Below are 15,027 nucleotides of genomic sequence, written 5' to 3'. Positions count from 1 at the left end.
GCATGGGCGTTATAGGCCAGATAGATGGCAAGCGTATTGCCCTGGGCAATCGGCTCTTGATGGAAAGCGAAGGCGTTAACACCCAGTCTCAAGACACACATGCCGATCAATTGCGCAGTGACGGTGCTACAGTCATCTTTGCGAGCATCGACGGGAATTTGGCTGGTCTTCTCGCCATTGCCGATCCGGTCAAGGAAACCACCGAAGAAGCCATCCGCTCACTACAGGCTGACGGTATTCGAGTGGTGATGCTGACAGGCGATAATCGTACCTCCGCAGAAGCTGTGGCGCGTCGGCTAGGCATTGATGAGGTCGAAGCTGAAGTACTTCCAGAAGACAAGGGCCGGGTGATTCAGCGTCTCCGCGATGAAGGGCGCATTGTTGTCATGGCCGGCGACGGCGTGAATGATGCCCCCGCGCTGGCAACAGCAGATGTCGGCATTGCCATGGGAACCGGCACCGATGTGGCGATAGAAAGTGCTGGAATTACCCTACTGCGTGGGGATCTTACCGGTATTGCCACGGCACACCAGCTTTCAAAAGCCACCATGCGCAATATCCGCCAAAATCTGTTTTTTGCTTTTGCCTACAATGCGGCGGGTATTCCCATTGCTGCTGGAATCTTGTACCCCTTCACCGGCATTCTGTTATCGCCAATAATTGCTGCAGCAGCGATGTCACTCTCTTCAGTAAGCGTTATCGGCAATGCTTTACGACTTAGGATGATAGCTATTAAGTAAAATATCTAAGTGACTAAATCGGAGATAAATCGCGCAGGCGTGCACTGTGGGTATTATCCACAGTGCACTAGCCAGAACATTTTGATCTCAACATTTTCCTCAAATGGGTTGCTTGTCATGACATCATGGACAACCCAAACTGATGAACTGCACGGTAAAAATTTTAAGGCCTATCAAGCAGCTGACATAATAATTTTGAGCCTTAATTAACTTTGCTTTACAGAGTTAAAGTAACGAATGGCCGCTTTGGGTCCTGGCCGTGTAAAAACAGAAAAAATCTGGTCTGACTCAAGAATCTTCACCCTTTATTCGTGAGCCTCGTTTTCATTCCACCTTATCTCCCGCACGTTGGCCTTTCTACGACTTAATAATCATCACATCCACCCCGGCACCTAGAATACTTCAAAGCGATCTCTTGGTTGATAAGGCTCGTAATGCCGCCAGGGGAAGCACTTTCGGTAGGCGGCCACTCGCCCTGCCCAAATGTGACACTTCTACCAGCGTCATCCTCGAAAACGAACCATAAGTCGTCTGTCGTCTCGCGCAATTCTGCCAGCTCCGCGTCATACGGGCGGCAAGTTGGCCATCGTCTTGGCGTATTATGGCGCGGGCAATGACCGGAGTGATCTGCTCATCGACGTACGGGCCACCACTGTCGATGCGGATTGTCACAGCAAGAAGGATGGCGAACGAGACCATCAGCGTAGCCAGATGGAAGGCCAGGACTGCTCGCACGTATCGCAGGAACGAGGGACAGCCCATCCCCGTCCGGCAGGGTGCGGTCTAGCAAGACCAGGTCGAAGGAAGCAAGCATCAACGCCTCGCGCGCGGTGGTCAACCGGGCCCGCAAGGGATATGGTGTCCGGTTGACCGCCTGGTTATGGGCCCGTTCACCCATTGTTTTGGCACCCGATACCGGATGCCGACTCCTTGATACTTTGCACCAACAGAACCCATGGCGCTACGAACCAGAACACTGAATGTGCAGGTTTACCCGGAGGACTCGCCGGATGGCATGATTGGGTGCCTGTCCACCAACCGGCTTCGCTTCCTACCGGCTAGTTTTCCGGTGCTCCATCGCTGCGGCGATGCTCTCTTCGTTCTCCTCGCCCCAGCCGCAAAGCGGCTCCATGGCCCGCACCAGACTTGCCCCGAAGGGCGTCAGCGAGTAGTCGACGCGCAGCGGGATCTCCCCATAGTCGGTTCGCTGGACGATGCCGTCGGACTCCAGCTCCTTCAACTGCTGGATCAACATTTTGTCGCTCACGCCTCGGACGCTTCGCTTGAGCTCGCCGTAACGCGTCGGGCCCTTGTTTAAAAAGAACAGAATCAAAGGCTTCCACTTCCCGGAGATCACGTGCAGCGTCGCATGCAGGCCGCAAATGAAACGTGGGTTTTCTGAGTTTTCTTTCGCCATAACGGATACTTACCAAAAGGTGCATACTTGAACATTTGTAAGTGGGTATATACCGTAAAAGCGAACCGAGTCAATACACACGGAGACCCAACCATGAGCCGGCTAAACGGTAAAATCGCACTGATCACAGGCGGAGCCAGCGGCATCGGCCTGGCCTCGGCCCAACGCCTCATCGACGAAGGCGCCTTCGTCTTTATCGCCGGACGGCGCCAGGACGTCCTCGACAACGCGGCTGAGGCACTGGGATCCAGCGCCCAGGGCGTCCAGGCGGATGTGACAAAGCTAGAGGATCTCGACCGCGTCTTCGAAACGATCCAGAAAGAAAAAGGACACCTGGACGTACTGGTAGCCAACGCGGGCGTCGGCGAATTCGCCAGCCTGGGACAGATCACCGAGGAGCACTACGACTACATCTTCGACATCAACGTCAAAGGCACCCTCTTCACCGTCCAGAAGGCCCTTCCTCTGATGACGAACGGCGGCTCCATCATCCTCACCGGTTCCACGGTCGGCAGCATGGGCACCCCCGCGATGAGCATCTACAGCGCCTCCAAGGCGGCCGTCCGAAACCTGGCACGCAGTTGGGCCCATGATCTCAGGGGCACCGGCATTCGCGTGAACGTCATGTCTCCTGGCCCGACCAAAACAGACAAGCTGACGGAACTGCTCCCATCCGAAGCCCTGAGCGAGATGAAACGGACCGTACCGCTTGAGCGTCTGGGCGATCCCAAAGAAACCGCAGGCGCGGTCGCGTTCCTGGCGTCCGACGATAGCAGCTTTATGACGGGGAGCGAGGTGTTCGTTGACGGGGGCTACGCGCAAGTTTAGGGGCTAGGCGAAGAACGGGGGGCAATGAACCAAAAGGGGTCAGATAGATTTTAAATCAGTCAGCTTGGTTAAAAACAAATCAACCTGCCCCATTTACATTGATCAAAATAAAATCGATCTGACCCCTTTAATTTTGGTTTCCCTTACACATAATGCCGCCAACACTCGCGGCTTTGTAATGGAGGCGAAGCCGGGATGAAAAAGCCGTCGCCGTGCTTGGCATTGTTATGTGATGACTGCAATGAAGCCCCCAAGAATAGTTGCGAGCAGCGCCAAAATACTAAGTTGATGGCGGCGCTGGATTGCCCCCCAACCGGAATCGGTTAGCTTCCAAATTGGCCCAGAGGAACTAAACATAGGGCCATCCGGTAATGAGCCATCATTCCCCAACTTTCCCTTTGGCACGGAATTCTGAAGAGGCTCAACCCAGCCGCGCATGTAGCAAGTTTTAAGAAGCGCGTCCGTCTCTTCATTGTCTTCAACTGCATACTCTATAACCCACACATTACCAGGCTGCAAAACCATTCCTACGCGTTGCTTTGCTAAGCGTTTAAGAAGCCTATGAATCCGTATGTTATAAGCTATCAGCTCAAGCATGATACTCCTTGAATCACATAACGCAGAGCGCACCGGTGGCCTTGGCGCAGCGAAGCGGAGACAAGGGCATCCAAGTGACGTGCATTGTTAGAGAATCCTTGAGGATTACTCGTGCTGTAAGACATTAATGAGCTTCCCGAATGGATCTCGTACATAAAACCGGCGGACACCCCATGGCTCACTTACTGGTCCGTACTCTATTGCAATATTTCCGCCTGTCACTCTCTCCAAAGCAACCTCCAAGTTATCGACTTCTATAGAGAGATCAGGGACTGGCGTGCCAGAGCCACCTTCCGACGCCACGCTTACCTGAGTGGTCATTTCCTCGCCCGAGCTATAGGTCCTTATCCACCCATGATCCATCACAACCTTGAGCCCAAAGATGTCCGCATAGAACCTCTCTGCTTCTGATGGGCTAGCTGCCGCGATATTGGAGACTATGCGTTTTACTATCATTCTGGCTCCAAAAGGTTGAACTCAACTCGCTCTAACAGGTATTAGACTGCCCACCCTATGATTGGATAAACGTGCCGGCACGTTTATCCGACAAATGCAGCCTACAAAATCCACTCTAAGTCATTGATAGACATGGTTGCTAATTTTTATTAGGAAAAATATCCAAGATTCGCGCGACTGCTGCATTGCCCGGCACCTCCGCCTTGGGCGGTTACCTGTCTTACTGCTTTAACTGATCCACCTACCCAATCCAGATTAGCACAGTGTGCTTAGGACAGCTGATGATCTTAAGTTTCGGCTTTCAACGCCGACGCTGTCAGTTAAGCAGGAGCTGCTAGGGATAAAAAAAGCTCTCAGTAAACGCGATATCCGCGCCCATTCGTTGCCCTTGCGAGGACGCAAACGGGTTGGGATATTCAGACGCAGATGCGGGAAGAAGTAACGTTAACGCTGGGCGGGTTAGCTGCTCAGCTATCTCAGCAATTAACTGATTGCAGGCAATAGCCATCACCTGGGTGATGGCATAGTTGCACGGGATGGGGATAACGCGGGGTTGGAGAGATTGGTGGTCGGCTGCTTACCGCTTTCCCCTCCACTTACGTGGATCAATGCGGCCTTCATACATGGGTAATTCCAGCACTAGGTCATCGTCTCGGAACTGAGACCACATGCGGTTCAAGCCTGCAGTGCCGAAGGTACGCACCCGCTCAACCTCCTCCAGGTTGAGTACATCAGTAAGAATGCCTGGGGTAGCGCCGGACATCCTCGCGCGGATGCGGCCTTCGGGGTCGACGATCAGACTCTGACCTTCCCCCGCAGGCGCGGCTGAATTAGCGCTCACCATATACACCTGGTTGAAAATAGCATTGGCCTGCACAAGGATTTGCTCCTGAGCGCGGTCGCAGGTGGTGGTGGCCACTTGGTTGATGATCACCTCCGCCCCCAGCCACGCCAGTTGACGCACCATCTCGGGAAACCAGATGTCGTAGCAGATGGCCAGGCCGACCCGGCCTATGCCCGGCACTTCGAACACTTCAAAGCGATCTCCCGGCTGATAGGGCTCGTAAGGCCGCCAGGGGAAACACTTACGGTAGGCGGCCACTCGCTCACCTTCGGGCGAATACACCGGCGCGGTGTTGTACAGATGCCCGTCCTCTCCCCGCTCGCATACTGTGCCGGGCAGCAGCCATACTCCCAGGTTGCGGGCGATACGTGATAAGTGCTGGTCACGGGGGCCATCGATCGGTTCAGCAGCAGCTTCCAGTTGCTCCCTGCGCTGCTGAGGCGTACCGGTGGCACCGCATAGATGAAGCTCCGGATAAACCACCATCCTTGGCTGTTCAAAATCAGCACCGAAGTCACTCAGGTGTACCGCCAGCTCGGCCTCGAAGTCCAGCAGTTCGGAGTCAATGCCGTGCGGCCGCGAGGCCTCCTGCACCACAAGGACAGGCAAATTTCTGGACATGGTAGATCTCCGTTTAAAGGGTCGCTTTTACTGAGGTGGGCGCTGACTCGGGCTCGGATTCATCAAAGGCCACTTCCGGCGGTTCGCGACGGAAGAATCGAGTAAGGTAGGCCAGCTGGGCGAGACCAATGGAAAGCCAGATCAGCCCAAGAATAAAGGCGTTGATATCCAGCTTACTCATCAGCCAAAGGTTAACCAGGGCACCGATGAGCGGCACCAGCATCCCTCTAATCACACCATACTGGCGCTTTGCATCGGCATCTTTGCTCACCAAAAAGATCACTGACAGGTTAACCATCGTAAAGGCGATGAAGGCACCGAAGTTGATGAACGAGGCGGCAGATAATACATCGAGAAACAAAGCGATGATGCCAATGGCACCCGTTAACACAATATTGAATACAGGCGTATGGAAACGCGAGTGCAGCGCACCGAACAGCTTAGGCGGCAGTACCGCGTCCCGCCCCATGGCAAACAGCAGCCGAGAGGCACTCGCTTGGGCGGCTAGGCCAGACGTGAATTGGGCAAGCACCATACCGGCCAGAAAGATAGCCCCGAAGAGATCCGCACCGATGGTCGTGGCAATTTCAAAGGCAGCGGAGTCGGCATTTACGAAACTGCCACCTGGGTGAACCAGTTGAGTTGTGTAACCTACCAGCACGTAGATACCGCCACCGATCAGTGCAGTCAGCATGATGGCTCTGGGAATATTACGCTTTGGCTCGATGGTCTCCTCGGTCAGCGTGGTAACGGCATCGAAACCAAGGAAAGAGTAAGCGGCCACCGCTGCGCCCGCGGCAATCGCGGTGAAACCAGCCTCTTCACCCAAGAACGGCCCCAGGCTAAAAAGCGAATCAGTGCCACCGGTCGCAAATACGTGACGAATTGAAAGCAGTACGAAGAACGCGATCACCAGTATTTGGAAGACCATCAGCAACGAATTCACTTTGGAAGCAAGCTTGATGCCGTAGATATTCAAGAAGGTGGTGATACCGATGAAGCCGAGCAGGAATATCCAGCTCGGCACTTCAGGAAAACGCGCGTTCAAGTAAGCAGCACCGATCAACCAGATCACCATGGGCAGGAAGAAATAGTCCAGCAGCACGCTCCACCCCACCATAAAGCCAACACGCGAGTCGATGGCTCTGCGTGCGTAAGTATAGGCAGACCCGGCTACCGGATAAGTACGCGCCATAATGCCGTAGCTGTATGCCGTGAATAGCATGGCGACGGTAGTGATGAGGTAAGCAGTGGGTACGGCGCCATTGCTAGTGCTGGCAATCACACCGAAAGTGCCCAGCACGATCAATGGCGTCATGTAGGCAAGGCCAAACAACACCACGGCTTTTAGGGATAGGGTTCTTTCCAGTTTGATATTGTTATCCGTCATGATCCATCTCCAGGAAACGTTGGAACCGACAGCGGGCAATCGCTGAGTCGGCACAAAACGAAGAGGTGGTTTATCAAGCCAGCCGCCGAGGCTAGACCAGCTTGCTACCGTTAATGATCGGCTAATAACCCTCAGTTGCTAGCGTTGCAGCTGTCCAGCTAGACTGAGATGCCTAGTAGCCAACCTATCTAGAACGGTATTGGCAGCTCATCGGATCGTATATAACCCCAGCGTGGTATGGGCCTGCGGATGTGGAATTGGTGACTCATAGCGAAATTGACGAAGTACTGGCCAATACCCTCATGGCGTTGGCGACCCCTGCGTTGCCTCAACACTTCTCCACATTGGTGAAACGTCTAGCGGCATTCGATAACTTGATCATCATCGCTTATCACGGCGAACACCGGCCAGCGGTGCTCTATCGGGAATACACCGACCCTGTCGTTTATCTACCGATGGATAGCCAATATCTAGGGGGAGATTACCTGCTGGATCCGTTTTACCGCGAGCACCTCAGAGGCGGTGTTCAGGGTATACGCCGATTGAGGGATATAGCGCCCGATCACTTTCGACGCACGCATTACTATAAGAATTACTACCAGCAGACCACACTACTAGACGAGGTAGCGGTTTTCGCCAATATCACTGAGAGTGATACGATAACCGCTTGTTTCGGTAGGGATCGTTCCAGTGGTAAGCCCTTTAACAGGCGTGAGCTTGAGGTTCTGCAACAGTACGAGTTAACCCTCAGCTCGTTGCTGAAAAAACACTGGCAAGATTACCGCTCTGACGATGTGATGAAAGCGGCACCAGCCCCTTTAGAGGAACGTCTGAGAGAGACGCTGAATCAGCAACACAGCATCCGGCTAAGCCCGCGCCAGGCAGAGGTGGCGCTGTTTATTCTAAGAGGCCACTCATCCCTATCGATCAGCCTACACCTGGGCGTCAGCCTTCAGACAGTTAAGGTCTTCCGCCGCCAACTCTACGCCAAGTGCTGCATCTCCTCCCAGGCGGAGCTGTTCGCGCTGCTTATGCCGCTGTTCGCTCGGCTGACCGAGCACGGATGACACCTTTACCTCGGGGCAACGGTTTGCATTCTAGCGCTTGACCGCCGTTTACCGAGAGCAGCTGAGATCGCCCTCTTCACAACTAGCATGCTCACGCAGTTGCTCGGTACGTTCCGCTGTCAGCGTTTCCAGACAGCCGTTACGCACCATGGGTTGGGCGCTACCGCCTTCCACAGCACTACTTTCAAACGCGCACTCAGCATCACGAAAGCCGATCCACGCCCGCTGCGCCGCTCTGAGCTTTTCGAGTGACGCTGAATTGTCCTCCAGACGGCTAACAACGGTTTGGTAAACCGCGTTGAGCTCGTCATCCGCCGCTTGATAGGCCTGCGCCGTGCACTGGTTTAGCTCGGTTTGCGTATTGGCGCTAGCACACGAATCATCCGCGGTAGCAAAGCTATTTGATAGCAAAAACCCGACACTCAGAAAGAGAGACGATAAGCGCATAGTGACACCTCTTGATGCTGGTTAAATCCGAACCGGAAAAAGTTAGAACATGTCCACGAAGCTGTATTTACCCTGTACTAATAAAGCAAAGCGCTGGCATCTCGGCCAGCGCTTTCTAGGTACACATCAAAAGATGTTTTTCGCTTAGGCGGTAACCGCTAGTGCGCAATCATTTCTTCGACAATCTCTTCACCGCTCAACTCGTATGGGTAATAAGTCGGCCAGTTGGTAACTTCTTCTAACAGCGCCTCACGGTCATCGCCCCAATAGAGATGGAAGTGATGCGCATCGGTGGGGTAAATACTGTGGTCACTAAATTGGATGTATTGGGGTAGATCATCGGATGCTTCTTCAAGCGCGTAGATGAACCGCACACCCCGGTTACCGGCTTGGTAAGTTAAAATTTCATAGCCATCGTATTGGTATTCACCCGTGCGCTCTTGGCCATTTTCAAAGAAAGTGACGTCGCTTCCATCAATAACGATACGCTCTACATCCGTTTGATAACCGGTATCGTAATACGCTTTATACTCTTCGGCGGACTTGTCACCATTGTCTGCTTTATGCGCAAACACTTCGTCAAGGGTGCCATCTTGTAGGTAGGGATAAACGGACTGCCAATCACCCTCCCAGTCAGATAGCGTGCGATCCTCAACCTGGTCGTCATCAAAATAGCCCGAATAGATATCGCTATCGTGGTCGTGGTCGTGGTCGTGGTCGTGGTCGTGGTCGTGGTCGTGGTCGTGGTCGTGGTCGTGGTCGTGGTCGTTATGAGTATGGTCGTGATCATGCTCATGGTCATGATCGCTGGCGCTAACGCCTTGAACGCCCGTTAGTATCAGTGCACTCAATACAAGCGCGCTGGCGGCCTTAAGTGGCAATGGTGTCATATTCAGTTTTCCTTTGGCTGCTCGTGAAACAAGTCGCCAAAAAAGATACAATATAACATACCAACCAATCAAGCTCGTTTTTTACATTACGCGAATAAACACCTATAAAGCTAAGGGATTGATCGCAGAGCTTTTGCTGATCTAATAACAGGCGCAGCTGTGCTTAATGGAAAATATTTTTTGGCAGGCACAAACGCATCGGGCCCCGCCTAAGCGGGGCCCGATCATCGAATCTAAACGATTCGAGAACTTAAATAATCGCTAGGATTAAGAAAGCAGCTTAATGTTTGAAGCTTGAAGGCCTTTCTGACCTTGGGTAACGTCAAAAGAGACGTTAGCGCCTTCAGGCAGAGTTTTGAAGCCATCAGACTGAATTTCAGAAAAATGAGCAAAAACGTCATCGCTGCCGTCAGAAGGAGCAATGAAACCGAAACCTTTAGAATCGTTGAACCACTTAACTGTGCCAGTTGCCATGATATTAAATCCTTTTCGCAAGTCGCGAATTGTAGAAATCCTGGTATTACCCAGATAAATAGTGAGTAGAACAAGGAATACAATTACAGACTACCGAAAGAATTCGAATGTTTCTGGAACCATGCTTGCTTGCTAACTTACTAACTGCCGACATCCTGCCACGTGGGCAGTCGCAGGTCAAAGCCTTTGTGCTTTTTAATTTGTTGTTCTGCCTCTTATAGCCGTTTAAAAACCGCGCAAATTCGCAAAAATAGCCTTAATCTTGCCAATGAGCCAGGCACTACTAATCCGACCGCCTGGCGCGCTTTGCTTGCTCGCTAAAACCCGCTTCATTCGCGGCCTGGTGAGCATTCTGGAAGAGGTTTCAACATGCTATACGGACTTAGTTTATTGGCGGGTATCGCCCTTTTGACACTTGGAGGGGAGTCGCTTATCCGCGGCGCGGTGGCGGGTGCGCGAAGAGTCGGCGTCTCGCCACTGTTAACAGGGTTGGTGGTGGTTGGTTTTGGCACCTCGGCCCCTGAACTTGTCGTCTCGATTGATGCCGCGATTAACCAGCAGCCTGACATTGCGGTTGGCAACATCGTGGGCAGCAATATCGGCAATATCTTATTGATTCTAGGCCTATGCGCGGTTATTTGCCCAATGGTGGTTCAGCCTTTAGCACTGCGCCGGGATGGGCTGGTCGTGGTGTTGGCCAGCCTGCTGTTTATTGGACTCTCCTTCGGCGGCGCACTGGGTCGCATCGATGCAGCAATTTTTATAGCGGGCCTGGTCGGCTATCTTGTTTGGGCCTACTTAAGTGAAAGCCGTCAGCACATTCCCGCGGCGGAAATGCACGCTTCAGAAGCGGAGGAGATGACCAAACTACCCACTACAGGCTGGATGATCGTCGTAGCGTTAGTGATTGGCTTGGGCATGCTGATTGGTGGGTCACAGCTACTCTTATATGGCGCCATTGGGTTGGCCCAGGCCATGGGCATTTCCGAAGCAGTCATCGGTTTAACCATCGTCGCCGTTGGCACCTCACTGCCGGAGATGGCCGTGTCGGTGGTTGCAGCGTTACGACGTCATGCGGATGTTGCCATCGGAAATATTCTGGGTAGCAATATTTTCAACCTGTTAGGTATCCTGGGTATCTCTGCGTTTTTACAGCCGCTGCCCCTTGCGCCACGCGTGGCCCTGTTTGACCAGTGGGTAATGCTGGGAGCTGCTGGCATACTGGTGCTGTTTTTGTATACCGGTATGCGCCTGTCTCGCTGGGAGGGAGCCGCACTGCTTGCAGGCTATGCCGCTTATATAGCGTTAAGCTTTACGATTTTTTGAGATGGCCTAATCATTGATTGCGCTGAGCCAAAAACCCATCGTTTTTGGCTCAATGACTTGATTGTTTATCGTGGAGAAACGGCACCGTGCACATTGCAACCTTGGGGCCTAGTGGCAATAACCATGAACTGATTGCCAAGCGCTATCTCAGAATGCGTTGCTCAGGCGAAGGCAGCGTGACTCTGTTTAGCCAGTTTGAAGCGGCCTTTCAGGCGCTCCTCGCGGGCCATGTGAGCCACGTTCTACAGTGCACCGCCCATGCAGCGCATAGCGACTGCGTGGGCCGCTATATGCATCGAGCCTATCCCGTAGACACCTTTATAGCGGGCAGCAAGCCGCTGGCGCTGATTGCCCAGCGCGACTCTGTTCGCCCCACCCAAGTAGCGCTACAACCAGCGACCCGCTACTACACCGACTTAACGGCTTATACAGAGATCATAGACGCTCCCACCACAGTGGCGGTGGCAGAAGGGCTTCTTGCGGGACGTTTTGAGGCGGGCATTTGCGCTGAAGAGGTGCTAGGCCAAGCCCCCGAGCAACTGCGTTTGGTGCAGTCACTGGGGCCTGCGCTGGATACCTGGGTAATGTTTGCCACCACTCCACTAGCAGCCTCTTCGCCGCTACGGTTAGACGCTGACGTTTAAACAACCGGGCTAAACCACAAAGATCAGGATAATCCCTCCCACGGCCAACGCGCTCCGCTGCCAAAGTGCTTTTCGTGCAATCACCCCGTAAGAGATCGCCCCTAAACCAATCGCCACTTTTAGCGCATACAACAAGGCGCCGGAAGGATTGAAGGCCAGTTGGATCATCTCTGGGTTGGCCACCATGGCTAAAGGAATAATATACAGCCCTATTCCTAACGCCATGGCTTTGAATGCGACTTTTAGCCAGTTCTCCCCCACCATGCCCGCAGCAATGAACACGCCGCCACACACCGGCGGCGTGATCGTCGAGAGCAGCGCGTACCAAAAGACAAAAAGGTGCGCCAGAAGCGGTTCCAAACCTAGCGAGGTCAGGGCAGGCCCGGCGACAGAGACACAAATCACATAGGCGGCGGTGGTGGGCACCTCCATGCCTAAAATCAAGCAGGCGAGCGCCGTTAGTAGCAAGGCTGGCCAGAGCATGTCGTTGGAGAGCGATAGAATGCCCGAGGTGATCTTGACGCCCAACCCTGTCAACGACAGCACGCCGACTACCAGCGAGGCACATAGAATAATGGAACCAATGACGGCAATCTGACGCCCAGCGGTGACCACTGCGTCGGATAAACGGGTGGCAAAGCCGGGGAGCGAAAAGCGCAGCGTCACGTTAAAGAAGAGCAGCGCAATGCCCGCGAAAATCGCAACACTGGCGGCGTACTGAGGGGTAAAACCGCCATTAAAGATGCGCTCTAACAGCAGCACGAAGGGGATGGCAAAAAACAGCGAGGTAATCAGCACCTCTTTCGCGTTGGGTCGCTCGCTTTCGGCCACGGGCTTTAGATCATGCCGGGTCGCATAGGCATTAATACCCACCCAGACCGTCAAAAAGTACAGCACCGCTGGAAGCATCGCCGCGGCCATGATCTGGGTATAGGGCGTGCCCGTCAGTTCCACCATCACGAATGCCCCGGCGCCCATCAGCGGCGGCATAATTTGCCCGCCGGAGGAGGCAACGGCTTCCACCGCACCCGCCAGCGAACGCGGGTAACGCAGGCGCACCATGGAGGGAATGGTAATTGCCCCAGTGGAAGCGACGTTGGCAGACGCCGAGCCGGAGATAGAGCCCATCAGCGCCGACGAAATCACCGCCACTTTAGCGGCCCCACCGGTGAGCCGCCCCGCCACCGCACTGGCTAGGTTCATAAAGCCCTGGCCCGCCTCTCCCGCATTGAGCACCGCGCCGAAAATCACAAAAATCGCCACCACACTGACGCTTACCCCCGTCAGCGAACCCCATAATCCACCTTCGGCAATCGTGAGCGTACCCACCATACTGGCCAGCGGCAGCCCAGGGTGACCAAAAGCGCCTGGAATATATTGACCGAAGGCGCCATACATCAACGCCAGCAAGGCAACCAGCGGCAGAGGCCAACCGATGGCTCGGCGCGCCGCTTCAAGCGCTAGAGCAATCAAAAACAGGCCAATCCCCATCTGTAGGTGGGTATCAATAAAGCCGTACTGGTTGGCTAGCGCAGCTTCGTTAAACGCAATATAGCCACAGGCAACAACACCCAATACCGTCAGCAGCCAGCCGCTGACTCGCTGCGCTGGTGTATTGGCCATATAAATCAGTACCCATGGCAACAGCAGCGCCATATGCAACGGCCGGCTGACCAGCGCAGGCGTTAAACCATAAAAAATCAAGCCAAGATGGAATATTACACTGACCGCGCCTAACGCCATCCAGCCAGGCGCTACTGAGCGATCATCCTCAGGGGTCGACGCCTGTGAAGAGGTAAAAACACGCATGCCACACTGCCTATCAATACTGCATCAATACAGGACTGCCACAGCGCAAGCACCGTGGCAGCAAGAAGATGGATAATGGAAGAAAACGACTAGCGCAGCGCGTCAGGTACCTCGACACCCGCTTCCTCGTAGTAACGCAGCGCGCCTGGGTGAAGCGTGCCGGTCATGTTTTCCAACATACCAGGGCTAATACTGCTCCACCACGCCGCCTCTTCGGCCATGGCGTCGCGGCGCTCCCAAAACGTTTTGGTCAGCGTGTAGGCGGTGTCATCGTCCATATACGTTGTGGTGTAGGCGATCACCGGTAGCGATGTGGTTTCAACGTCTTTATCCACGCCGGGATAAGTGCCGCCGGGGATCGTTTGGCGTGGCGCTCCCGTTTGCTCGATTTGTTGATCAGTCAGGCTAACCAAGGTCACCGGCATGCTGGCAGCTGTCTCAATCACATTGGGTGAGGGAAAGGAACTGGCGGTCACAAAGCCATCAATCTGGCCATTTTTAAGCGCATCGGGGCCGCTGCCCATCGCTGCATCGGCAATTTTCACGCTCTCTTCCAGACCAAACAGTTCCAGGTAACGAGCCGCTTCACGGGCGCCAAAGGTGCCTCGACCAATCAATAGGTGCTTGCCTTCCAGCGTGGAAATATCGGTTACGCCATCATCACCGGCTAATACAAAGTGCATGGTGATAGAGGGGATCGGGAACAACCCCCGGATCTCTTGAAAACGCGGATTCTGACGCTCGGCAAAGGCACCCTCCCCACCCATGGCCTGATCGACTAACGCGGGCGGCGTGGTAAATACATAGTTGCCCTGGCGAGCCATGACTTCCATCACGTTCTGTACCGAACCCTGGCTTTCTTCCAGGGTAAGGATGATAGCGTCATCGGTTCCCTGGCGAATCGCTTCTGAGAGTTCTACGCCCATTTGATAATAGGCGGTACCCGCTGAAGCCGATTTATAGGTCACACGCGTTTCTGCGTGGGCGGAGAAGGCGGCACCTGTCAGCACTAACGTAGTAGCCGAGACGAAAAGCGTGCGGTGTAGGGAGCGAAAGGGATTGCGCATCGTTATATTCCTCAACGTATCCAGCGGCCACTTCTAATCGGCCTCGTTTTTATCTTACCCAGTTGTTATATGACCAAGCTGAGAGCGTGGTGCGCATTAAAATAGCACGACTGCCCTCGGACAGGCACTCTCCGCGGTCGCCCTCCCCATGCCCTCCAGGGTGTTTTATTGACATCTAATATTAGCTTAAAAAGATATAAATTCTGAATCTTTTTCAACAATGCTATGCGTCAATAGTATAATTCTTAAACCGCTATTAACTTTTTTATAAAACTATTACTGCACGATTTACCATTACCTAAAAGATTAATTTCCTAAAAAAAGATGCTATTACCTTAAGAAGAACTACTTCCGTTCGTTTTAATAAGGTATTGCGGCGCAATATAGACTGATAAAATGAGGCCGCTTTT

The 15,027-nt window shown here is 53.6% G+C and carries 15 protein-coding genes; 5 read left to right on the top strand and 10 right to left on the bottom strand.

Features of this window, described 5'->3' with window-relative positions; translation table 11 throughout:
* On the top strand, nucleotides 1–740 hold a 740-nt coding region (locus RO22_RS18265; protein ID WP_041158987.1), incomplete at its 5' end, for an HAD-IC family P-type ATPase.
* A 1,051-nt stretch (nucleotides 741–1,791) separates the two neighbouring features.
* On the opposite strand, the gene RO22_RS18255 is transcribed toward RO22_RS18265, so the two are convergent.
* Entirely contained in the window at nucleotides 1,792–2,157 is a 366-nt protein-coding gene (locus RO22_RS18255) for a winged helix-turn-helix transcriptional regulator (RefSeq protein ID WP_039859982.1), read from the bottom strand.
* Between the two features lie 93 nt (nucleotides 2,158–2,250).
* Between RO22_RS18255 and RO22_RS18250 the strand changes: the two genes are divergently transcribed.
* Entirely contained in the window at nucleotides 2,251–2,985 is a 735-nt protein-coding gene (locus RO22_RS18250; protein WP_039859979.1) for an SDR family NAD(P)-dependent oxidoreductase, read from the top strand.
* Nucleotides 2,986–3,210: 225 nt separating this feature from the next.
* Here RO22_RS18250 and RO22_RS18245 read toward each other — a convergent pair whose 3' ends face one another.
* The 4 genes from RO22_RS18245 to RO22_RS18230 form a co-directional block, all read right to left on the bottom strand.
* The gene (locus RO22_RS18245) at nucleotides 3,211–3,582 is read right to left on the bottom strand and encodes a hypothetical protein (protein WP_041158985.1); all 372 of its coding nucleotides are present in this window, start codon (nucleotides 3,580–3,582) and stop codon (nucleotides 3,211–3,213) included.
* A 105-nt stretch (nucleotides 3,583–3,687) separates the two neighbouring features.
* Nucleotides 3,688–4,038 (bottom strand): VOC family protein, encoded by a 351-nt coding sequence (locus RO22_RS18240; protein ID WP_027958216.1) that lies wholly within the window; start codon nucleotides 4,036–4,038, stop codon nucleotides 3,688–3,690.
* Between the two features lie 577 nt (nucleotides 4,039–4,615).
* Complete coding sequence (locus tag RO22_RS18235) at nucleotides 4,616–5,503, bottom strand: carbon-nitrogen hydrolase family protein (protein WP_009287906.1); 888 nt, start codon at nucleotides 5,501–5,503, stop codon at nucleotides 4,616–4,618.
* A 13-nt stretch (nucleotides 5,504–5,516) separates the two neighbouring features.
* Nucleotides 5,517–6,893 carry an APC family permease gene (locus tag RO22_RS18230; RefSeq protein ID WP_039859977.1) on the bottom strand — a complete coding sequence of 459 codons (1,377 nt, stop codon included), beginning with the start codon at nucleotides 6,891–6,893 and terminating at the stop codon, nucleotides 5,517–5,519.
* Between the two features lie 260 nt (nucleotides 6,894–7,153).
* Here RO22_RS18230 and RO22_RS18225 point away from each other — a divergent pair, with 260 nt between their 5' ends.
* Nucleotides 7,154–7,960, top strand: coding sequence for a LuxR family transcriptional regulator (locus RO22_RS18225; protein WP_223828037.1), 807 nt, complete (start codon nucleotides 7,154–7,156; stop codon nucleotides 7,958–7,960).
* A 48-nt stretch (nucleotides 7,961–8,008) separates the two neighbouring features.
* Here the strand turns inward: RO22_RS18225 and RO22_RS18220 are convergent, their stop codons facing one another.
* From RO22_RS18220 to RO22_RS18210, 3 genes are all read right to left on the bottom strand, one after another.
* Nucleotides 8,009–8,407, bottom strand: a complete 399-nt coding sequence (locus RO22_RS18220; protein ID WP_027958212.1) for a lysozyme inhibitor LprI family protein — start codon at nucleotides 8,405–8,407, stop codon at nucleotides 8,009–8,011.
* Between the two features lie 158 nt (nucleotides 8,408–8,565).
* Entirely contained in the window at nucleotides 8,566–9,297 is a 732-nt protein-coding gene (locus tag RO22_RS18215) for a metal-binding protein ZinT (protein ID WP_041158984.1), read from the bottom strand.
* Between the two features lie 267 nt (nucleotides 9,298–9,564).
* Entirely contained in the window at nucleotides 9,565–9,771 is a 207-nt protein-coding gene (locus tag RO22_RS18210) for a cold-shock protein (RefSeq protein WP_007111857.1), read from the bottom strand.
* A gap of 369 nt (nucleotides 9,772–10,140) precedes the next feature.
* On the opposite strand from RO22_RS18210, the gene RO22_RS18205 reads away from it, so the two are divergent.
* Complete coding sequence (locus tag RO22_RS18205) at nucleotides 10,141–11,097, top strand: calcium/sodium antiporter (RefSeq protein ID WP_009287904.1); 957 nt, start codon at nucleotides 10,141–10,143, stop codon at nucleotides 11,095–11,097.
* 86 nt (nucleotides 11,098–11,183) lie between these two features.
* Nucleotides 11,184–11,741: a hypothetical protein gene (locus RO22_RS18200; protein WP_041158983.1), complete on the top strand. Its 558-nt coding sequence runs from the start codon at nucleotides 11,184–11,186 to the stop codon at nucleotides 11,739–11,741.
* Nucleotides 11,742–11,750: 9 nt separating this feature from the next.
* Here the strand turns inward: RO22_RS18200 and RO22_RS18195 are convergent, their stop codons facing one another.
* Nucleotides 11,751–13,550 carry a TRAP transporter permease gene (locus RO22_RS18195; RefSeq protein WP_041158982.1) on the bottom strand — a complete coding sequence of 600 codons (1,800 nt, stop codon included), beginning with the start codon at nucleotides 13,548–13,550 and terminating at the stop codon, nucleotides 11,751–11,753.
* An 89-nt stretch (nucleotides 13,551–13,639) separates the two neighbouring features.
* Nucleotides 13,640–14,617 (bottom strand): TAXI family TRAP transporter solute-binding subunit, encoded by a 978-nt coding sequence (locus RO22_RS18190; RefSeq protein WP_039859972.1) that lies wholly within the window; start codon nucleotides 14,615–14,617, stop codon nucleotides 13,640–13,642.
* Between the last annotated feature and the right edge of the window lie 410 nt (nucleotides 14,618–15,027).

Source organism: Halomonas sp. KHS3, from assembly GCF_000830495.1.
GTDB classification, from domain to species: Bacteria; Pseudomonadota; Gammaproteobacteria; order Pseudomonadales; family Halomonadaceae; genus Vreelandella; species Vreelandella titanicae.
Note: the sequence above shows the minus strand (reverse complement) of the source record. Positions and strands in the feature narration are given on the sequence as shown.